Genomic DNA, 21,920 nt, shown 5'->3' with positions numbered 1-21,920 from the left:
TCAGTAGGTTAATCAACCATACTGATTCTCGTGTGTAAGGAAAGCCCATTATCGCAGAAAATAGGTGCGACAAGTACCCTAAATTCACGCTTTCTCAACCAGCGTCGGTGGTAGCTCAAATACCCAAGATGCAAGAAGCGAGTAAAAGTGGGAATAAATGCCAATTCGAGCATTAATTTCCGGTTGGCTTTTCAGCTTACCTAAAACTGCAAATATTCTAAATCCAGTTTCTTCACGATTGTCTGTTTCCGAAAACTCGCTACTCATATTGGCATGAGAATGCACTTCAATCAAAGCTCTTTCATAAGATGAATCGAGCGAATTTATTAACGGCGTAACGCTAATTGGCGTAGCAATTTGGGCTGGTACTTCTAAATGCCAATTTCCAGTTCTAAAGGATAGGTGAAAAAGTATTTCATTCTCACCCGCGTCTTCACTAAGTAATAACATCAATTTGGTTATTTCCATCGGTACACGAGGGTATTCCATTTGGAAATAAGGTTCTATTGTTGCCAATCCAGCAATTCGACAATTGGCGATTGGAAAACAAGCTTTAATTCCTTGTCGCTGCGCTCTAACAAATACGCCATTTCTAGATAACCAATATTCGAGTGCGCTAGCACTCATCGGAGGTAAACTTGAATGTAGAGCCGTTTTATACTCTACAAATTGAGTCATATTCATCTCGTAATTGCTGACAAAATTTCACTGAGAGAATTATTGATAAGCACTAGATCTTTGATGGGATAATTTCGTTTGTTCGTAACCTGCATTAGTTGCTTAAGCACGTCTTGAGGATAGCGCTTTGATTTTCCTTGAATTAGATGATTGCTGAAATTACTCTGCCAAAATAATTCCCAAGTTCGTCTTATCTGGCTTTCACAACAGTTAGGTGGATGCAGTTCGCCAAAGCAAATTGCACCATCGCCATAAACATTAGGCAAAGGTGCAGCGTACAAAGGGGCATCTGGGTCAAATTGTTTGGTTTTCGATGCCCAAATCCAGTACCTAGTTTGATACCCTGCAAATACGAACGCGGGTAGAGGAATTTGCCATTTCTCGTTATGGATTTGAATTTGATACTGTTGGGGTGGATAGTACTGCACTACCCATTCCCCGGATAACCCATGACCCCAGCGAACGGTATGAGAATTTAGCCAACCCGAATCAATATCAGTATGGGCAAAGGCTTGTGCTAAGGCAGTGGGTGACAGAAATTTACAGTGTGTTTTTTCTTGTTCCTGGTAGATAAAAACGTACTGTCCTTCTAAGAATAAAAGCTGGGCTTGTACTTGGCCTAGCTCGGTTTTAGAAATGATAGCTCTGGCAATGCTTCCTATGTCTAATGGGGGCAATGCGAACTGCTTTTCTGGGCTTGGTTCCATAAATTAAAAGCTTTATACCTGTGTTCGACGTTGACAGTCAACCATTCAGAAAATGCTGCCATCTGCTGCGATAATTCCACAGCCAATTCCCACTGGTTTTTCAAGTACAGAATATTCTCTTTCGTCCAAGGTAAAGATTCCCAGCATTCGTCGGTAATATCAATCCAAATGCAATCTGAACTGCGATCGATAATGCTAACGACATTGTACAAGTATTGCAGAGGCGCTTCGTTAGCAAGAGATAGCTGTTCTAATTTTTCCCAATCAATCTGTTCTGGTGGTGTTATGTGGGTAGGGGTAAAACCAAAGACGGATTCCCATTCTTCTAGGTCATATCCCCAGCCTAGTAAACTGATGATGAATTGTTCGACCGGATTGAGTTGCTCGAAGTCTTCATTCCACCAGCTAAAATTTTGGGGATAGATGGGAATTTCTTCGTATCGTTCTTCAATCGCCTCCAGGTCATCATAATATTCAATGGGAAACCATGAATTGAGCAGTTTCAAAAATTCAAGTTCTCGGTCTGTATAGACTACAGAACAAGATTTTTGAAACAGCCCAGTGGTAGAATTGTTCCATTGAGTGGGAAAAAGTTCTTGATAAAGATGGAGCAGGGTTGCTTGTAACTGAAGGAATTGCAGGTATTCAAAGCAGTCTCCTCCAGAAAGAGGAATTTGATATTTCCTGAGTTCCATCATTTAGATGCCAATAATGGGTTTAATCGAGGGCATAGATTGGCAATTTTTGAGGTGACAGATTGCTCTGCTTATATCAGTTTGCCATTGTTCGCTCTCTTGAATAGCTGTTTGAATCAAAGGCTGAATTCCTAACAAAGTTTCTAATGTTAGTTCACCTTTAATTTCAGCCATTTTTAGTTGCCATGATAGTACGATCGCTGGATTGAGTTGATTTTCAGCAGTCGCCAGCTTTTGCATTACATTTCCCTTAGTACCTGCTTTCTTGACTAAGCGAATGACAGTAATTCCATCCGCTTCTTCTCGCTTGATTTCGGCAGTGGTAGCGTCGGGGAAAAAGGGAGCGATCGCATCCCGAATTGTTTGGTCACTAGCAGCGACTTCGGGAGTCAGAGGAATATCTTGGCCTTCTAGTTTCAAGATGTACTGCATATTCTAAAATAGAGTAAGTTGAGTGCTTTTGTTGTCATGATTTTCCGGCAATGATTGTGGAGTATGGATGCGTCTTGAAATATTTTGGACTTCCTGTTGCTTGGCCTTTTTTCTATTTCTAGATGTCTCAATGATTTCGGGTAATGTTTCTTCTAACTTCTGTAAAGTTTCTTGAATGGGAATACCAGTTAGCAGTTCAGTCAGCGTACAACTAGATAGAAGAGGTGGTTCTCCTTTGATACCCGCACTCAGGATGACACAACGGGTTAAAGAACTTTCAAATTGGGGCAGGATTTGTACTCCTATAATCAGGGCAGCCTTTTCAAAGCTAATGTTGGGATTTTGATTTTCTATTTGCTCAACATTTTCTAAAAGGTTTTCTTCTTTGTTGTTCATCAAAGTTTATTTAACAATCAAAATCATCTTTTCCAATGGCGCTAGCCATTTTTTATAGTAATAATTAGGCGTCACAGCAGCACAACAAAAGCAAGTCAAAGAAGCATTACTGGTAGAAATGCCAACTGATTTTTTGAGCGAATTGGTAGAAAAGCAACGTCAGACTGTAGCTTTACCTACGGTTGCTAATCGTGGATTGGTTACGAATACCGCCGTCAGCTGTAAGCCACGGGCGATGTTTTGAGGCATTATGTGGGTTATTTTGCTAGTTACAAAGACGGATGCACCCCTCCAGAAGGATTCTCTGGAGAGGGCAGCCTCTCAATCATCAAGCATTATTGTGCTTAGTAGATGGCTTCATGTCGCACGCCACTGGTATTAGCTTAGCTATTTCATTTCTGCGCTCTTTTGGCCTTGGTCGCAGGCAAGCCCCTCGTTGTGGAGATTTCTTAGCAACTATTTGCCAGTCTTCATTGTCTGCGTCTGCTAAAATCTCTGCACCAAAGTGATTTTCAAACAGTTTGACTGTTTCTGTAAAAGCACTATCCAAAGCTTGTTCCTCTGCCTCAGTTTCGTTACCACAAACATCATGGTGCAAAAAGTAACCGAAAAGCATTAAACAGTCGGCTTCATATCTTCGCGTGTCAATAATGTGTGTATGCCACACGCGGTCAATTTCTTTTGTCGGGATAATCACACCACTTGGATATAGATACATCAGAAACAAGAACATAAAATAACGAGCGATCGCCCGTAGAGTCTGCTGATGACTCCAACCAAAACCCGTTTTTGGATTCATTAATCTTAAAGCCAACGCTTCGAGATTAATAACTTTCAAATTTTGTAAGAATCGAAGAATACCGTCGATATTCTGGCGATCATTCGTTGCGATCAGTTGTCGTTCCTTCTCTTGCATAGCCATCAAAAGAGGGAGAGTAATTCTCCTAGTCTGACAGAAGGTGGACTCAATCTGTTGATCGACCAGTTGAACTGAACAATTTAACCTAACCTCTTGCTGGGTTATTAGAGAGTGTGTCATTCTTCTTATGTCTTAATTATGTAGGTGTTTTACTGGTAGGCTCTGCTTTGCTTATTTATAAAGCAGCACCTTTTCTAATATCAAAATCTCAAGTTGCCTTAAAATTAGCAATAGCCAAAAAAAGATCAATAAGGACAGCTTTAAGTGATCTAAAACCGATCCAACAATCAAATTTTTAATAAGGTAAAAAACTTCCAATACTGAGAAATATTAGCTTCGCTATTTCGTATTATTTGAATGGACTTAGACAGAATTTAGCTTAAAAATAGGCTCAAATCCAGTCGTCAAGAGATTTTGAGGTCAATTTTTAGTTTTCCTTGCTACGACTGGGTTTTAGGCTTATATATCCCTTTCGATCTAAAACTCTTGACCAGAAAGGAATACAGGCCGTTTTAAGCCCAGAATTTGTCTAAGCCCCGTTAAGAAGGTTTGGGTGGCAGAGGTTTCAACGTTAGAAACGTTAGCCGGAATTGGTAAACCATAATAACCATATAATTATTATGCTTATATTATTTACCAGCTATTACCTTAAAAAGGTATTCGCAAAATAGATTTTCCTATAGTTAAACGCTTCTCTAAATCATCATGCGCTTTTTTTGCACTTGACAAATCGTATTGATACCCAATCAGAACTTTGATAGCTTCTGTAATTATATACTTAAATAATTCGTCTGCTCTTGACTTTAAAGCTAATTCATCACCAATATAGTGTCGAATTACAGGACGAGTTATATAAAAAGAGCCACGCTTCTTATCTCGATTTCCTAATTGAGAGTTCAAATCTACTGCTGGGACTACACCACTAGACTGGCCAAACACAACTAATAAGCCTCGACTTTTGAGAATTTGCAGACTGCGATTGAAGGTAGCCACTCCCACAGAGTCGTAAACAACATCTACACCGACTCCATCTGTCCAATCCATCACGGCTGAGGTTGAGTCGAGGGAGGGCATTACCCCTCGCCCCTCTCAGTTAAATCTGGGCGTGCGGCTTTCATCGCACCCAGCTTCCGACAATCTTAGTTGCTCATGTGAATATAATCGTGGCAGCTTTCGTGTACAACCATTAAGTTATTAGTTTTCCAGTTGCTATGATTGCCGTCTATATGATGCAGATGCACCTTTTCTTCTCCGATGAAGAGAAGCCCACAGTATCCACAAGTATGGTTATGCTTTTTAAGCATCTTAGAGGTCGTACCGTCATACAATGCGCTATTGCGCTTTGTCCAGTACAGAGTATCTCCGTCGAAAGGTGACTTGTCTCCTTTAACATTTACGAATTTGTTTTCGTGGTAAGGGACAGCCGGAAATGCTTTTCTTATCAGGTCATCTACCTGATATCGATTAAGCTTACTTTCTTTGTTGAATACCTTCCAGGCTCTCTTGTTGATGTGCCATAAATTAAATCTTGGGCCATCTAACTTACAGAACTGGTGATAGTTTCTCCAACCTCTGACAATGGGTGCTAGCTTTTGGGCTTTAACCATTGCCCCATAATTCGAGTTGTTGACGATTTTCTTGACCTTCTCTCGGAACTTTTTGAAGTTTTCCTCAGAGGGCTGACTCCGAAACTTTCCGTTCTTTTGCACTTTAAAATGCCATCCTAGAAAGTCAAATCCATCTGTCGATGCGGTGATTTTTGTCTTCTTTTCACTAACCTTCATTCCTCTTTGAGAAAGGAACTGACTGATTTTGTCAAGTATTTTTCGTTCGTCATCTTCGGGCTTCAATATGAACACCATATCATCGGCGTACCTGACTGATTGGTGTATGGATTCGATACCGTTTAATGCAATATTAGCCAATAGTGGGCTAAATACTCCGCCTTGGGGCGTTCCTTGTTCTGGGAACTCTGGGTTTACTCCTGATTTTAGGCAACGGTAGATCCCGTTGCGAATGCTTAGTGGGGCAATGAGTCTATCCATGATGGCGGTATGACTTATTCGGTCAAAGCATTTTTCGATGTCTAATTCGATGACATATTTAGTGCTTCCATTCGCTTTTGAGTTTAGATTTAAGAACAGGAATTTCTGAGCGTCCTGTACCGCTCTTCCTGGCCTAAATCCGTAACTCCGAGCATGAAATGTAGCTTCATGTGCAGGTTCCAAGGCGTACTTGACGAGGCATTGCCAAGCCCTATCTGCTATGGTAGGCACTTTGAGAATCCGGGTTGACCCATCTTTTTTTGGTATAGGAATTTCTCTCAACCCTTGGTGCTTCCAGGTGTTAACATTCAACTTGAGTCTTGTACTCAAATCTAAGCGTTCTTGATGTGTCAGGGACGCTTTGCCGTCAATACCGGGGGTTTTCCTTCCTGCGTTTAGCTGTGTTACTTGACGGATTGCCAATAGCCTTGCTGCACGGGACTTCAGAATTAGCTTTTGTAATGACTTAGCTTTCCGCAGGTCATTGGCTCGAATAGCTTTGTACAGTCTTACTTGTAGGCGGAATAGATTACGCCGAAATTGCTTCCAGGGTAGCTTTTTCCAAAATTCGCTAGCACTTAGGCTGCGCCCAATCATGCTCTACTCCTATTTCTGTATTCTGATTGCCTTTCAGCAATTACGCTGAATCCTACCCGAATCTAAGGGGTTCCACATCTCGTCATGTCTACCTGGGGTTCGACCTTTCCCAAGACCTTAGACTCGTTTTTCTTCGTTCCCTCAAGCGATTGTCTTGTTCCGTTAGGTGTAGCCATTTCAACTGCTAGAAACCCAAGGTAAGGCTAGTCTCTTTGGCATAAGCTAGCGAGTTTTTACTCTAGCGAAGTCCGGGGGGTTATTCTTTTCCGTCCGGCTTGAAGATGAGTTGCTTTTTTAGGCTATGTTTCACCTTGGGAACTTCCCTAGCGCCAGTGTGCTTTCGGTCAAGCTCTGATTGCGCCCTACTGCCAGCTTCAGTCTCCAGAATTCCGAGTCTGGTCGCTGTGGCTAGATTGGGAGTCACATCCTTACCTGATGGGAGGGGCTTGCACCCTCATCATCTTGAGAGTTTCACAGCCTCTAAATGGCTGTGAGTAGCGTTATTTTTTTGTGGTTTTATTCACTGATTCGGCTACAACGAATCGCACGACAAAATCTTCTTGGTCATAACGGATTACATAATCAGCCCCAGCCTTTTTAACCATTTGAGCCTTGATTTCTGTTGAAACAGTGCCAATAACTGTCGCTCCCCTTAGCTTGGCCATTTGCACTGCTAGCAGACCTACTCCCCCAGCAGCTGCGTGGATTAAAGCAGTATGCCCCGTTCCTAATCGAAAAGTATCATGGGTTAAGAAATGAGCAGTTAACCCCTGTAATAAACAACCAGCACCTGTGATAAAGTCAATCTCTGCTGGTAAGGATACGGCTTGAGAAGCTGGAATCGCTACATATTCAGCATAGCTACCGCAATTAATATAAGGAAAAGCCACTCGCTCGCCGATAGCAAAGTTTTTAACCATCTCTCCTTTACCTACAACTACCCCTGCACCTTCCTTACCAGGAATATAAGGTAGTTGAAGATTGGAATAAACCCCAGAGCGTTCATACACATCAACAAAGTTCACCCCAGCAGCTTCCAATTCGATCAGAATATCAACAGGGGAGATTTCTGGTTGTGGCACTTCAGTTAGCTGTAACTGTTCCGATCCATCGTAGTTCTTAACTAAAATTGCCTTCATAGTTACTCCTAGAGAATAGGCAATAAAATTATGGGTTAGAGGAATTCCTCAGAACCCACTACAATCAATAACCCTGAGCCGACTGCCTGACAATACTATCCCTCTTCTGCACTTACGGTATAGAGTTTGTGAATAGGCTCGTTAGTTTGGGCAATAACTACAGGTTCTTGTTGGCTAATGGATTGGAAAGCCAACTCAATTGCTGCCCATAAACCAGCTACTTCTCTGTAAGGTTCATTCCAACTAGGACACCCAGCATCAATATCTTGTTGCCTCGCAACTGTTGCGTTAGCCCAATTGCCGTTTGGATGTCTGTGATGATAATCATGATGGGGGCAATCGCCTACCAGAATAAAGGCTCTAGTTGGAATATGTATTAGTGCCAGTCTCAGATACCACCAAAACCACTGCTTTAATTGCGACCAGAAAGGCAGAGTAAAATCGGGTACTGGATCTCCTAGAAATATACCAACTGTGGCTTGACTGTAAGATTGCTTATCTCTTCTGGCATTATCTTTGAGGGTTGGTAAACGGAGATGCTCAGAACAAAGACGCAAAGTGGTACTGATTTGATAAAGCACTGTCAGGGGAAAGACCCATACTATTAAGAAGATATGCCAACTGCTGCTTAAAGTTACCATTGTCAGAACAATAATCAGAGATGACCAAGTTAAAACTCTATGAGTAACAGAAGTCGAACCCAAGCTAGAAATTAATCTAGCAGCTAGGAACTGAGCGTGGAAAATGGGTGACACTAAGCTGAACCACAATCTTTGCCATTGTTCGCGCACGCTCATTCCCTCTCTTATGCCCAAGAGCAAGCGCAAAAATTTGACCGTCTCGTCATCAACAGCAGAAGGATCTGCATGATGTTTTATATGATCCTGCTGATACCCATCAAATTCTCTGAATAGAAGGATGGTTGAAATAATCTGACCTAAGCGCCGATCCAAAGAGCGGTTGCGGGTAAAATTGGCGTGAGCGCAATGATGAACAATTACTACTTGAAGCTGACGCGCCCCTGAAACAGTAAAAATCCAACCTGGCAATAGCAGTAGTAGCCAAACCCCTTGAGCGAGTACAGCAAAAATACTCAGTAAAGTTCCGACGAGCAAAATTGTCAATACCATTGCTAGATGGTAGATTGGGGTTTTAGTCTGTAATAATTGCTCTTTGAGGGGTTTGCCTGTTACCCAAGTAAGTAAGCCTTGCATGAAACCTGGTAACTTTGCCATTGACTCTCTATAATCGGTTTGGCTTGTTCTAGACTCCGAAGATAAAGAGCATTTCACCTCAACTTTAGGTGATAAATCTATGTTTGGCATAATTAAACCTCAGTTAATCTTGTATGACTCAAAAAAAAACCGAAGGCAGTCAATTCAAAAAAAAACTAACTGCCTCAGATAGAGCTAGCTAGGGTTTTGTACCGTGACAAACCAGAGCATTGCGGACAACCCGTGCTTCATAAATAGAGGACTGAATTTGGCAAACACGAAGCCCAAAGTATTTATCCAAAAGTTGTACAGTTTTCTCGATATCACCATTCAGAGCACTCAAACCGTACATATTGATGACGTATTTAGCTAAGAGCGAAACAGCATCATATTCTGTGGGAGCCTGGACAACAAATGGATCGGGGATATAGTCTAACTGCACATCTTCCAAATCAGCATACTGAGCTAAATTCAACATCTCTTGCTGAGTAAAGTGGGGATAATCATGGCGAGTTTTAGAGTATTTATTAACTACTTGAGCAAACCAATTAGCCATGCTAGAGCCTTCTTCAAAGTCATGCATTACCCAACGTCCACCCTGTTTCAGAATTCGAGCAGCTTCACGGGCTGCTTGAGGGCGTTGTTCTTTTGGAATATGATGCGTACCATAAGCAAAAATGACAGCATCAATTGATTTAGAAAGGAACCAAAATAAGTCATCTGCGCTTTGTAACATACCAGCAAAACCCTGGTTAAGGCAGCGTTTAATCATGTATGAAGATAAATCTGAATTAAGCACAGTAGGTCTCTGCTCTTCAGACAATAAGGCATTGGAAATTTTATTGATATACCCATCTCCTGCTAGCAAATCTGCTACAAGATAATTCTTTGAAAATCTGATTTCCTTTTGAGGATGGGTTAGCTTGAGTAAATCAACAGTGCCTTCTTGACGAGCTAGCGGATAGATTTCAATGCTATTCGTATACTCTTCACCTCGACCATTTTCACTAAATTCGTTAGTACCAATTTGACCGGAATCTATCAAGTAGTGAAGGCGGTTATTGATGGAGTTTAGATCGAGAACCTTTGATACTTGAGGGAATTGCTCGTGCAGATAAAATAGCCACTGATTTACTGATTCAAAAATTGCTGGCTTCAAATCTTGAATGCGTACAAACTGATTAGATTGGCTATTACCTAACCGGGTTTCTAATCTTTCCTCAACAAGGGGCTGAATATAGCGGTGGTTTGTGTTCATATTTTTCTTTCAAGTCATCTGTATCGCTACCAGCCTGGTTTTCACCTTGGCTTTGATTCTCAGAATGCTTGATAGATAAGCGTTTTACCAGACGCAAAATAAGATCACCCCACCAGTATGAAACTGAATCTAAAATGAGTATTGACAATCAGCAAATAAAAATTTAAAGAACTATGGTTATCATGCCTCCGAGGAAGGACGAAAAAACTTAAACAGGCGTTGTATTACTGTGGGGGGTCTGTTTCCCCAAGAATGCCTATATGCAAGACTAGAGTGTTTTAATACAGTTAGTTTATGTTGTATAGATAACAACTTCCTGCGATCGAATTAAGCGGCCTTGAAACAGATACCCAGGTCTGATGGTTTCACAAATCTGCTCGTCTAGCGATGGATCGTTAGTAGGCTGTGTACCAACTATTTGTTGCCGTTCAACATTGTATGTACCAGTTTCTTCTAAAGAAGTTACTCCTTCTTTTTCTAAGACTTGCCCTAACTGACGATATAAAGAATCGAACATTTCAGGCTTTATAGATTCACTCCCAGTTTTTGCAAGTAATACCCAATCTCGAACTTTAATTAATTCTTTGGCTGTACCAGATAGTTGTAAAGGTTTCTCTGATGGTTCGGAATAGTTTTCAGGTATTACCTTTTTTTGAAAATTTTCAGATATGACTTCTTTTTCTGACAACCGTTCTAAGAATGAGTAAGTAGATCTTAGGGACGTGACTATCTCATTCTGGGATTGCTCGGGAGCTTCTGGCGATAGCTCGCTCAACTTTCGGGCGATCGCCTCTACTCTACATGCTAAATCGAGTTCCTCTAGCCGTTGTTTTTGGAGCTTTTGGTTATGGAGTAACCAAAAAATTGTCCCTAAAATCAGTAATATCCAAGGGGAAAAGGTTTCAAAAAGCGCAAAATAACTATCCATAAGACCTATTTGTTGTGTTTGAGTGAATAAAGTATTCTTTCGTAAGAATGAGCTAAAACTCTAGCGGCATCAATAGTTTGACCATCAGCACCTAAATAATCGTTTGTTCGTTGATTCCATTCTTGCACCCTTCTAGCAGCGGTAGAAATCATCTCTGATACAGCAGTATTTTCAGCCAGCCCTAAGCGGGATTCTAATGAGGTTCCATTCTCACCAGTTACTGCCAATAATTGTTCTACGTCAGCATCACTGAAATTAAGTTTTGCCTCGTAATAATTCCGTAGAACTCTTAGTTCTTGTAAAGAATGCTCATCGTCTTCTAGCCTGCCAAATTGTCCTGCTATCTGGGCGGCTAGTTGGCAATCTACACCTTCCAATCTTTGACATTCTAAGAAACAAGCTGCTTTGATCTGTTGTAATCCAGTATTTAGCTTGATTAAAAAAGCCCGATTACCAAAGTGAGAAACTATCAAATCGTATAGTTCTGGAATTCCACTACTTTGTAATAGTTGCCTAGCAAGTAGTTTGGCATCACTAACTCCAGAACGAATAATAGTGCAAGCTAACCATACTCCATATTGTCCCAATCGATGTAACACCAATTTTCTCTCAGAAGCTGGGGGAATATCTGGTTCATCTGGGTAATCACGCTGGCTAAATCGTCTTGCATCCTTGATTAATCTCTCAGAACGTTCTTCAGACAAGTAAGCTAGTTGGGTCAAGGTTTTAAATTCCTCTGTTGTTAAAGTTTGTGCGCCAAAAGCTAACAAACCGCAGATAGGGCGAATTGTATACAACAAGTTCCTTAGTTCTGAGTGGTCGCGTTGCAACCGATCGGCAATTTCTAAACCTTTTTTAATAGGTTGATCTTTATCTGACCAGTAATCATCAACTTTGGTTAGTACACCAATAGCATTGATGGGTGTTGCTTGTCCTGCGGCAGCGCCCTGAAATTGAGCCATCGTTTCCCTAACTGACTCAGAAATACTTTTATCAAATAAAAACAACACTGCGTCTGCATTAGAGGCTTCAGATTGAGTTACTTGAGTAAGTTCTTGACCGTGTAAGTTTAGGAATTCGCGGGTATTTTCTGAGTCATCTTGATAATAGGATGCTAACCCAGGTGTATCAATCAGATTTAGCTCTTTTAAGATATGGTTTGGGTACAATACCTCAATATATTTAATACCCAATAAGTAATCGTAGTTTTCCTTAGCTCGTAAAGTCAAACGTTCTAATTCATCAAAAGATTTTGATTCTGGGTTCTTACCATCTTTGTAATTTACCAGTAGGGATTTTTGTTCGCCATACTTGAACCAGTTAACATTAAAAGTCGCTTCTACTGAACCAGTGGGAACAACTTTTTCTCCTAGCAATCCATTCATCATCGTGGATTTACCAGCCTTGATCTTGCCGACGATCGCCACTCGCATTGGTTGCCGCAGTCGCTGCTGACACTGTTTCAGAGTCTGATATAAGTTCGCTAGGTTAGGACGATTCTGAATTGAGCCGCACCAAAAATCAAAGAGGTTTTCCACCTGCTGTTGTAATGTTGTTTCATCCATCTGCCCAATCCTCACCATAATCAGCGTCATCTGTCTTATTTGATTGAGTTGCAACAGCAACTTGATGCTGTTCTGCCATCTCTTTTTGTTTAATTACAGCACTAGCTAGAGTCGCAACGCTTTTGTGGATTTGCTCTAGGGTCTGGAGAGGGATCGTAAGAGCCTTAATTTTTTCAGCTTTTTGTTGTTCGGTTAGCCTATGGGTATCTTGAATCGACCGGATAGTGCGATCGCAAGTTTGTTTGAGTTGTCGAATTTGTTCGCTTAACTCATCCTCCATTGACCGTTTTAAACTTCTGATAGCATCTGTCAAACTCTGGTTACAAAGCTGTCTACTTTCACTAATAAACTGATTAATCATTGGTGTCACTTTATTCCTAACTGAGGCGAAGTCTCGCTCTCTAAGTTGAGACAATCCTTGTCTAACACCTGATGCACTACCAGCTACTCCACCAATTGCTGCCCCAATTTTGCCACCAATTACCGCTCCAGGGATAGCACCAATACCTCCTAGCAGACTACCAAGAAAACCTCCAATTGCTGCCCCGAATCCGCCACCAACAACAGAACCAGCAGAGGCGTTAAACATAGCAGAGCGGGTGGCATTCAGACTTTTTTCCCACCATCCTGCTTGCTTAATTTGGATATTTTCAGTTGAAAGTTGAGTTTTTTCCCAATCCAAATATTCAGAATCGACAAAATTTAAATTTAAACCGCTTGTTGCCTCAATCTTAAAATGTAACTTAGATGCTGCTTGACTCAATTGACGACCTAACGCAGACATTAATGTATCAATATCTCGCTCAATTAGCGCAGCTATTTCTGCCGGGTTTACTAACAATTTCTCATCTGCTATGTATCCATTAGCCCAAGTGCCAATCTTAGCAAACCCTCTCTGAAATTGATTGGATATTTCTACACTGATATCTTCAAGACCTCTGTTTAACTGCCTTTGCCAGTTGGCATTGTTAGTTTCCAGTTCGGCTAGGCGTTCTCGCTCTTTTTGGAACTGCTGTTCCAGTTTTTTCACCTCCAGTTCGCTCTGCTGCTGACACGCTGATAGTTGTGCTTGTAGGGGAATTCTCATTTCCTTTAAAACTGAACCAAGTTCCCCAAACGATCGCATTAGTAAGGTGTAGCCGCCACGCTGATTAAGCAGTTGCCAAAGTTCGTTCTCTAGTGCTTGGAAATTACTATCCTCTAAATCTTCTAGATGTTTAGATCTTAAATACTCTAATTTGATATGACTGGAGACAGGAATAATGGTAATTTCTTTACCCGAACGCTTCAGCACTTGGGACAGTTTCTCCCGATTATTCTCTACAATCTCTTCATAATTAGCATTAGCATCTATTTTGGTAGCGACGAAGATAATGTTAGGAATAATATCAGGACAACGCTCTGTGATAAACTTCAAAAATTTTAGTTCGTCTGTTGATAGTGGAGCTTTGACATCACTAACAAATAGAATCACATCAGCTTCAGGAATGAAACCGTATGTAATTCCAGTATGTTGTGTGTTTAATCCTCCTACACCAGGTGTATCAACCAAAACTAAACCCTCTTTAAGTTGAGAGTTTGGAGCTTGAATTGTTAGCATTCGAGCTTGTTTTCCCTTATTGCGTTGCTCGTTAACATATTCATCAATTTGATGCCTCTGAATTTGTATTTGCTCTTCTTTGCCTGGTTCTCCTAAAATTACTGTAATTTTTTCTTGTTCTCCATAACTGATAGTAGTTACAATGCCTGTAGCAATGTCTGAATCTACAGGGAATAGATCGTCATTAATTTCATTAAGTAGAGCATTGAGTAAACTTGATTTCCCTTCCTTAAACTCACCACATACAACTACTAATAATTTCCCTTCAATCAAACGTTTTCGTGCGTCCTGTAGTCGTCGGTCAAATTTTTGATTGCCTTGGTTTTGAGATAAAGTAATTGCTGACTGAACCAAAGTTAATGTTTCTTGCTTCTTTTGTTGATACCATTCATGAGAATTAAACATTGATTCCTCTTCTAATTAATAATGAGGTAAAAAATGGTCAAAAAACTTCGCGTCAATAGCGCGATAGTATGGTTCTAATGGAGGTTCCATTAAAAGCCGTAACAATTCCTTAAAGCGTGTTTTCCAGTCGGGGAGAAATGACCCACCCTGTGCTAGCTTATCCAGCATTTCGTCATACATTGCTAGTAATTCTTGTCGTTTTTTCTGATATTCTGCTACAGTTATTTGAGCTATTGCTGAATGAGGAAAAATGCCAACCTCAGCTTCCCAATTACCTTCTTTCCAAGGATTTTGGAAGCGTAAATTAACATATTCAACAGGAATCTGGTTAGACCAATCTAGAGTAATTTTGGCAAAGGGCGGAAAAAGGACTGTTTCACCTTTACTTCGACTATTTGCACCAAAGAATACTAAAGTGACATAGACTTTGCTTTCTCGACGTAAAGGGATAGGCCAACCAATCTGCGCCTCCATTGGGATAAGTTGACGAAAGATAGGAGTTTTACGAATGTCCTCGATTAATCTTTCTATTTTTCTAGTTCTTTCCATTGTTTCTAACTTGTTTAATGCTCCAATTTTTGAATAATTACTTCATTCCACCCAAATACACCAAAAGAAGATAAGCAGCACCTCCAACTACACCATTGTTAGTGGTATAAACTTCTTCACTTGCCGTATTGTAAACATGACCGCAGGCATCTACTCGTCCTACACATTTGTCATTTCTGTCATAAACTTTGCCATCTGTTCCAGCATAACCAGCTTCGTGTCCAGCCGAGTTATAGATTGTTCGTCCATTAATGTGACCGAGATTGCTCACATGGTTTCCATTTCGATACAGCCAAACATCGCCATCGTTCCATATATGTACAGAAAGACAGTCTGATGACCCTAATATCAAGCGATCGCTGTTTAAAGAAAGAGCATTCTGCTCGTGAGCTTGGAGTGTAGCGAAATTAACAGAATGATGAAGCTCATAGTTATTAGTTATATAAGTAGATACTATCATGTGATCGCTTGCAGCCCATGCTTTTTCAAATTGGGTTAATGGCACCATCATTCCTTTACCATCTGCTACACCTGGATCGTTAAGAATGACCATTGGACGATCGAGGTGAGAATTATCAATTCCAATTACTTGAACAGCATGGTTAGCTTCCTGACCTGGGATGCCAAGATAATTATTGAGAGATTGATTTGAAGTTAGAAGTATACTCTCATTAACAGCCACGATTACTTTTTCATGGTTATCTAATTTTTCAGCCAAGTGTTCTATAGTGCATCCATATTCATGCGCTACAGGAAAACCCTGCTTTGCAATCAGATCGCCTACATGGTCGGCTGGAGTACCAATACCAGGTATGTACCAGCCTTGATTCATTGCTTCTAAACATAATTTATTTTCTGAAAAATGCTGACCTGTTAGACTTTCTAAAACGAACTCTTGAGTAGCAATAGCACAGTCTTCTGAATGAATTTGGTGATGCCAGTATTGCATCTCATGAGCAGGATCGCCAACGATCGCATTACTGTGATGATGGGGATCAAAATGCTGATTATTCCAGTCGTTTGTTTGGTTTACTGTGTTCCCAAGAATCCGTGAGTGATGAGGGTCAAACTCTGATGGATAAGAGTGCCAATCATTTACGTAGTAATTTAGATCTTGGTGTCCATCTAGGTGATAGTTATTCCCATCAGGGGTGAACTCTGAATGAGTATAATCAGATTCATGCTTTTGTGAGTTACCGCTATCCGTATTAGTATCACAATGATGGTATTGTTCTTGGCTTGTGAAATTTTGACTATCTATGAAATTTTGACTATCTAATAGATTGCCAAACAGATCGTTAAACAAATAATTATTGCTCATAGTTATCCTAGCCCTAATCCTTCTCGGCGTAAAAAGTTATTAATTTCGTTTGCCAATTCTTCGTTTCCTTGCTCCCTGAATAGATCCCTAGCTTTTCTTAATGCAATACTTGCTTGAGAACGCTTACCTTGCTTGAATGAGGCAATTCCCATTTTAAAATAGGCATCTACATAACTAGAATCTATCCGAATAGCTTCTTGGTATGCAGCGATCGCTTCTGCAAATTTATCTTGTTCAAAAAACTCTTCACCTCTTTGATAGTAAGTTTCGGCAATACGTTTCTGTAAAAACGCATCAATTTCGTCAGCTTCTTTGTGGTTTTCTGCCGTTCTGAATAGTTCTCTAGCTATCTCAAGGAATTCAATGCCTTCTTCTGTTTCTTCTTGTTGTAATAACGCATATCCTAAGTTAGAGTTAGCACGAGCATAATCAGGCACTAGCATCACTGCCTCTCGATACGCCAAAATAGCCTCATCTAATTCTCCCTGTTGCTGAAGAGCTACACCCAACTGATTGTATACCCGAGTATACTCAGGTTCGAGTTCAATTGCTTGTCTATAGTTAGCAATAGCCTGTTCCAGGTTATCTTGGCTATGGAAAGCAGTTCCTAAATTAAAATATGCTACTGGGTTTTTAGGATTAATTTGGATTGATTGATTAAAATTATCAATAGCTTCTTGATAATTTCCTAGCACTAAGTAAACTTGCCCAAGTCCCAGATAAGCAGCGACAAATTCAGGTTCGATCTCGATTGCTTGTTTATAGTTAGCAATAGCTTGTTCTAAATTCTCTTGGTCATAAAAAATATCTCCTAATTCAGAATAAGCTACTGGATTTTTAGGATTTATCTGTATTGCTTTGTTAAAATTATCAATAGCTTCTTGATAATTTCCTAACACTAAATAAACTTTCCCAAGTCCCAAATAAGCAGATACCAATTTAGGTTCTAGCTCAATTGCTTTTTTATAGTTAGTAATAGCTTGTTCTGGCTTATCTTGATTGGAAGCAATATCTCCTAAGCCAGAATATGCTACTGAATTTTTAGGATTTATCTGTAATGCTTTATTAAAATTATCAGTTGCTTCTTGATAATTTTCTATAGCTGAGTAAACATTACCAAGACCAGAATAAGCGGAGCTATCATTAGGATTAGTTTGCAAGATTTGTTTAAAATCAGTGATCGCTTGTTCTGCATTGCCCATCAACGTGTGACATAGACCTCGATGACTGTAGATAGCAATGTAATTGGGATTAAGATCTAGAGCAAGGTTAAATTCTGCGATCGCTCTTTCAAAATCACCTAACTCTTCATAAAAGTAGATTCCCCGCCAGCCAAAAGCATGAGTACAATTGGGGTTTAATCTTAATGCTTCATTGAAATCGTCAGTAACTGCTTGGTGATTCTTAAGTTTAGCGTAAACGAGTGCTCTACCAACATAAGCATCTACAGAGCGGTGGTTGAGTTCGATAGCTTTGTTGTATTGTTCTAAAGCAGATTGTTCTTCTTCTAACCAATGATATATAGACCCTCGATTAGAAAAATCTCCAGCACTCTGGGGTGTTATTTTTAAAGCTTGATGCCAACTATCTAAAGCTTTTTCTTTTTCTCCTAAAGCTGAATAACATCTTCCCAGTTCGCAATAAGCTCCTATATCATTAGGATTAATTTCTATAGTTCGTTGAAACTGAGCGATCGCTCTCTCATCTTCTCCTAATCTAAAGTAAAGATCGGCGTATCCACCGTAAGCATCTGCATATTTAGGTTCAAGCTGGATAGCTCGCTCAACATCCTCAATTACTTGATCGTGGTTTCCGAGTTCGAGATGAGCGCGACTGCGTTCAACATAAGCCCTCGCATAATTGGAATTTATCTGTAATGCTTCATTGTATTTTTCGATCGCTCCATGATAATCTCCCACATCTGCGCGATCGATCCCAGCCTGAAGTGATTCATAAGCTGGATTCCACCCTTCATAGAGTCCTGCTCCTTTACAAACTGCCAGATCCGGATCGTCAAACCGAAGTACAGGTCTTTGAAACTCTCGCTCCATTACTTGACGCACATAAGGGATCTGACAACTTCCACCCACTAATAGGATCTTGTCAACCTGCTCCTCTGTTAAACCTGCGTTTCGCACTAACTGGCGGCATAGTTGAAGAGTTTTTTCTAGGTAAGGAGTAATCATTAACTCGAAAGCTGTTCTGGTTAGCCGATACTCTTGCTCTTCCCCAAATAAAGGAATTGTGAATGAGTCTTCTTGCTTGGTGCTGAGATTTTCCTTGAGGCTTCGACAATAATCATTTAAGGTAAAGCGAGTTCGCAGTGCTTGAGTATCCTGCCGTTCGAGCAATTCACGCTGTTCTAGATTGCAACGCGCTTTGAAATCTTCAAAGATTTTGCGATCGAAATCCATTCCGCCGCACTGCGGATCACCTAAAGGAAGAGTCAAAGACTTGTAACCCGACCCTCTCCTCTGGATTAAAGCAACATCAAAAGTGCCACCACCAAGGTCATAAACTAGCAAAATTTCTCCATCTTTTGTACTGCTGCGTTGAGCGTAATAAATAGCTGCGGCTACTGGCTCATCTACCAGGGCCACTTGACTGAAACCAGCTTTTTTACCCGCTTCTACCATCAACTGGCGTTTATGCTCTGGGTGGCTGGCTGGTACTGCTAGAGTAACTCTAGTGAGTTTAACGTTGAATTGGCTCTCTGCAAGAGCTTTGAGCTTTGCTATGACCTTAACAACTAAATCTTCTGGTAGAAGCTCGCAATCACCAATATAATACGGTTTGGTTCGACCTAAATCTCGCTTAAATAGCTCCTTATAACGACTTGCATCTCTGAGACGCTGATTGTAAGCTTCATACCCTACATAAATTTCTGTTTCTTTTTTCACATAAACACAAGTTGGCAAAGAGTAAACCTGCTCTCGGCCAGGAATTTCAACTAAGGATGGAACCCACCCTTGCATGAAAATAGCACTGGAATTAGAAGTACCGAAATCAATACCTAACCACATAGTTCATTCCTAAAGTTTTCTAATGTTATAATGCAGCCTGTCTAATTACTTGATTGAATGATTCATCAAATAGTGAATCTATTTTTAATTCCAGAAATTGTTTGACATTGTTTTCTGTTGGAGGTTCGGGAAACATCCCTAACTTGTTGATTCGAGCTAAAATGCTGTTGTAGAGAGCGCGATCGCCACTTTCTATATCTTTACCAGAAACAATTGAATGAGCCAAACTTAATAGTAATACTACTCCATTTTTGCCAAAATAATCAGCCGTGCTGTCTTTAAATTCACAATCACCTGTTTCGTCAAAGTAATATTTAGTAGATTGCATGATTAACCTCAGTACAAGTTTATTAATTAGCATTTTTGCTTCACAAGCTTCAATAGCGGCTTGAAATTTTTTGATTTCCTGTTCAAAGTCGCGCATTCGATCTACACATTTGTTAACCTCTTCTTGAAAAGCGGTAATTTCGTCTTGTATGGAGTTAGTTTCATCTTGTTGGTAAATACTCAAGCGTAATTTAATAATTTCAAGATCGCTGTTAATTTCGCTAATTCGTTCATTTACTCTTTTATCAATTGAGCTAAATTCTTCTTCAAACGATTCGAGAATGGCGGCAGCAAATTTTACCTCATCATCTAAATATTTTCGTTTCTCTGAACGCTGCTTCAGCATTTGTTGAATTGAATTAGCCTCAGATGAAAGAGTCTGAGACTTTTCTGTTCGCTGTTGGATCATTCTTTGAAGAGTTTCTTCTTCTGTCTCCATAACTCTGACTCGATCGTGATAGTCGTCAAAATCTCTTTCAAGAGATCTTTGCTTGGATTTTATTTTTGATTTTTCTTCGTCTAACCAGTCGCTTTCTTGTTCAAGAGATTCAATAGTATCTCTATTCGGCTTTGCATAACCATTATTAATCCTACTGACTGTGTAGTTGTAGCTTTCTAGACGAGAATTCCATCGTTCTACTCGTGAATTTAAATTTTCTCTGCGTTGAATCAATTCGATTTGAATAGAATTAAGCTTATCTACACGGACATTATGGGCATCTATTCTAGAATCAATCTCTGCCGCTAAGGAGTCGCGTGAAGCTATGAGAGAGTTTAATGTCTCTAGTCGATAACTGATCTCTTGCTCAAAATTGGTAATATCTTCTCCGCGTGATTGAATATCTGTTTTGAATGATTCAATTTGGCGATCGCGAAGCTCAATGGCTTGTTCTTGAGTTGCAAAAATGCGTGTGCTAATTTCATCATTAAGAAATTCGATGCTGTCACCAATGTAAGCAAGTCCCCTAGAAATTGCACTAATCTTCTCCTCAGTTGAATTAATCCCTTGCTGAGGTGGACGAATTGCGCCCGAAAGCACTTTGTTAACTAGATTACTAACATCCTTACCAAAGAAATAGGATGTCTGTTCAGCTTTACTTCGTAAGTTAGCGAGAAAATCCCAAAGACAATGACAGGCTTTATGTAAAGGCTGATCGCAACTGTAAACCCCAGTTTTTGCCTTTTGAGAAGCTGTATAAGCAAATGCTCTTACTAATTCACGGTTGACTTGGCGATTGTATTCATCAGGAGTTTTTTGTTGTTGATATGCAATCAGTTCCTCAAAAAGCCTACCCTTTTCACCCCCCAAAATAACTTGAGATTGTATTAGTAGTTCTGAAATACCTTCACCAGTCCAACAATTGACAGGAACTATCGTGGGTTGACTGTTAGTTCCAAAAAAGGAAGTATGCACTTCCATAATTTTTGTTACAGCATCGATCAGATTAGCTTCGGTTGCAGCAAATATCTTCTCAGATTGCTTGTTGACAAACATATTCAGGACATAAATTACCTGACGATGGATCTTCAGGAGATCTCGTAGGTATTTGCGATCGCCTCTGGTAAACTGCTTTTCAGGAGCAATTAGGTAAAAAATTAAATCCGGTTCAAACTCAGGAGTCCTGAACTCTGTAAGTCTATAACTTTTCCTTTGAGGATTTTCGCTTTTACTGTAATCTGCCACAGTTAATTTTTCAACTATCGGCAGGTCTTCATCATCAAATCTTTCGATTTGTTCAATATTCAGTGCGGCTCTATTATAATTTTCTAGACGATCGTTACTGCATACTCCAGGTAAGTCGAAATATTGCAAACAATTGACAAATTTAATTAAGTTGATTTCATTTGTGCAATCTTGTCTGCCAGAAGAAGGCATAAAATGGCTGCCACCAATCAACTTATTACCCAGTGTTGTTTTACCCGCACCTGTCCTTCCGGTAACGAATATATTAGTATAATAGGTGCTAGTAGAGCTTACAGTTCTAAGCTTATCAATAATTAAGCTAGCACGAATATTAGAATCTGAAGGAGGATTAAATTGAAAATACATAGTCAATTCTTGATTAAAAATGGGTATGAAATAACTTGAGCGATTTACTGTGCCAAATATTGATTTGGACTC

Annotated in this window: 18 protein-coding genes; all 18 read right to left on the bottom strand. The window is 40.1% G+C overall.

Features of this window, described 5'->3' with window-relative positions; translation table 11 throughout:
- Nucleotides 1-84: 84 nt before the first annotated feature.
- The 18 genes from IQ264_RS01385 to IQ264_RS01300 all read right to left on the bottom strand — a co-directional run bounded on the left by IQ264_RS01385 (nt 85) and on the right by IQ264_RS01300 (nt 21,848).
- The gene (locus tag IQ264_RS01385) at nt 85-678 is read right to left on the bottom strand and encodes a hypothetical protein (protein WP_193977850.1); all 594 of its coding nucleotides are present in this window, start codon (nt 676-678) and stop codon (nt 85-87) included.
- Between the two features lie 2 nt (nt 679-680).
- Nucleotides 681-1,385 (bottom strand): hypothetical protein, encoded by a 705-nt coding sequence (locus tag IQ264_RS01380; RefSeq protein ID WP_193977848.1) that lies wholly within the window; start codon nt 1,383-1,385, stop codon nt 681-683.
- Entirely contained in the window at nt 1,343-2,083 is a 741-nt protein-coding gene (locus IQ264_RS01375) for a hypothetical protein (RefSeq protein WP_193977846.1), read from the bottom strand. The genes IQ264_RS01380 and IQ264_RS01375 overlap by 43 nt, the downstream gene beginning before the upstream one ends.
- The gene (locus tag IQ264_RS01370) at nt 2,084-2,512 is read right to left on the bottom strand and encodes a hypothetical protein (RefSeq protein ID WP_193977844.1); all 429 of its coding nucleotides are present in this window, start codon (nt 2,510-2,512) and stop codon (nt 2,084-2,086) included. It abuts the gene before it with no gap.
- Nucleotides 2,513-2,515: 3 nt separating this feature from the next.
- Complete coding sequence (locus tag IQ264_RS01365; RefSeq protein ID WP_193977842.1) at nt 2,516-2,908, bottom strand: hypothetical protein; 393 nt, start codon at nt 2,906-2,908, stop codon at nt 2,516-2,518.
- A gap of 328 nt (nt 2,909-3,236) precedes the next feature.
- On the bottom strand, nt 3,237-3,947 hold the full coding sequence (locus IQ264_RS01360; protein ID WP_193977840.1) for a glycine-rich domain-containing protein: 711 nt from the start codon (nt 3,945-3,947) through the stop codon (nt 3,237-3,239).
- 528 nt (nt 3,948-4,475) lie between these two features.
- Nucleotides 4,476-4,901 carry a zinc-binding dehydrogenase gene (locus tag IQ264_RS01355; RefSeq protein ID WP_193977838.1) on the bottom strand — a complete coding sequence of 142 codons (426 nt, stop codon included), beginning with the start codon at nt 4,899-4,901 and terminating at the stop codon, nt 4,476-4,478.
- A 65-nt stretch (nt 4,902-4,966) separates the two neighbouring features.
- A complete protein-coding gene (locus IQ264_RS01350; protein ID WP_193977836.1) occupies nt 4,967-6,469 on the bottom strand; it encodes a reverse transcriptase domain-containing protein in 1,503 nt (500 codons plus the stop codon).
- A 500-nt stretch (nt 6,470-6,969) separates the two neighbouring features.
- Nucleotides 6,970-7,608 (bottom strand): alcohol dehydrogenase catalytic domain-containing protein, encoded by a 639-nt coding sequence (locus IQ264_RS01345; protein WP_193977834.1) that lies wholly within the window; start codon nt 7,606-7,608, stop codon nt 6,970-6,972.
- Nucleotides 7,609-7,703: 95 nt separating this feature from the next.
- Entirely contained in the window at nt 7,704-8,933 is a 1,230-nt protein-coding gene (locus tag IQ264_RS01340; RefSeq protein WP_193977832.1) for a fatty acid desaturase, read from the bottom strand.
- Nucleotides 8,934-9,021: 88 nt separating this feature from the next.
- Nucleotides 9,022-10,080, bottom strand: a complete 1,059-nt coding sequence (locus IQ264_RS01335) for a class I SAM-dependent methyltransferase (RefSeq protein WP_193977830.1) — start codon at nt 10,078-10,080, stop codon at nt 9,022-9,024.
- 292 nt (nt 10,081-10,372) lie between these two features.
- Entirely contained in the window at nt 10,373-11,008 is a 636-nt protein-coding gene (locus IQ264_RS01330; protein ID WP_193977828.1) for a nucleotide exchange factor GrpE, read from the bottom strand.
- Between the two features lie 5 nt (nt 11,009-11,013).
- A complete protein-coding gene (locus tag IQ264_RS01325) occupies nt 11,014-12,603 on the bottom strand; it encodes a dynamin family protein (RefSeq protein WP_228061202.1) in 1,590 nt (529 codons plus the stop codon).
- The gene (locus IQ264_RS01320; RefSeq protein ID WP_193977826.1) at nt 12,566-14,578 is read right to left on the bottom strand and encodes a dynamin family protein; all 2,013 of its coding nucleotides are present in this window, start codon (nt 14,576-14,578) and stop codon (nt 12,566-12,568) included. Before IQ264_RS01320 ends, IQ264_RS01325 begins: the two co-directional genes overlap by 38 nt.
- Before the next feature lie 15 nt (nt 14,579-14,593).
- On the bottom strand, nt 14,594-15,127 hold the full coding sequence (locus IQ264_RS01315; RefSeq protein WP_193977824.1) for a hypothetical protein: 534 nt from the start codon (nt 15,125-15,127) through the stop codon (nt 14,594-14,596).
- A 37-nt stretch (nt 15,128-15,164) separates the two neighbouring features.
- Nucleotides 15,165-16,448 (bottom strand): hypothetical protein, encoded by a 1,284-nt coding sequence (locus IQ264_RS01310; protein WP_193977823.1) that lies wholly within the window; start codon nt 16,446-16,448, stop codon nt 15,165-15,167.
- A 2-nt stretch (nt 16,449-16,450) separates the two neighbouring features.
- Nucleotides 16,451-19,471: a tetratricopeptide repeat protein gene (locus tag IQ264_RS01305; protein WP_193977821.1), complete on the bottom strand. Its 3,021-nt coding sequence runs from the start codon at nt 19,469-19,471 to the stop codon at nt 16,451-16,453.
- Nucleotides 19,472-19,496: 25 nt separating this feature from the next.
- A complete protein-coding gene (locus IQ264_RS01300; RefSeq protein WP_193977819.1) occupies nt 19,497-21,848 on the bottom strand; it encodes a GTPase in 2,352 nt (783 codons plus the stop codon).
- Between the last annotated feature and the right edge of the window lie 72 nt (nt 21,849-21,920).

The organism is [Phormidium] sp. LEGE 05292 (assembly GCF_015207735.1).
Taxonomy (GTDB): domain Bacteria; phylum Cyanobacteriota; class Cyanobacteriia; order Cyanobacteriales; family Aerosakkonemataceae; genus Floridanema.
Note: the sequence above shows the minus strand (reverse complement) of the source record. Positions and strands in the feature narration are given on the sequence as shown.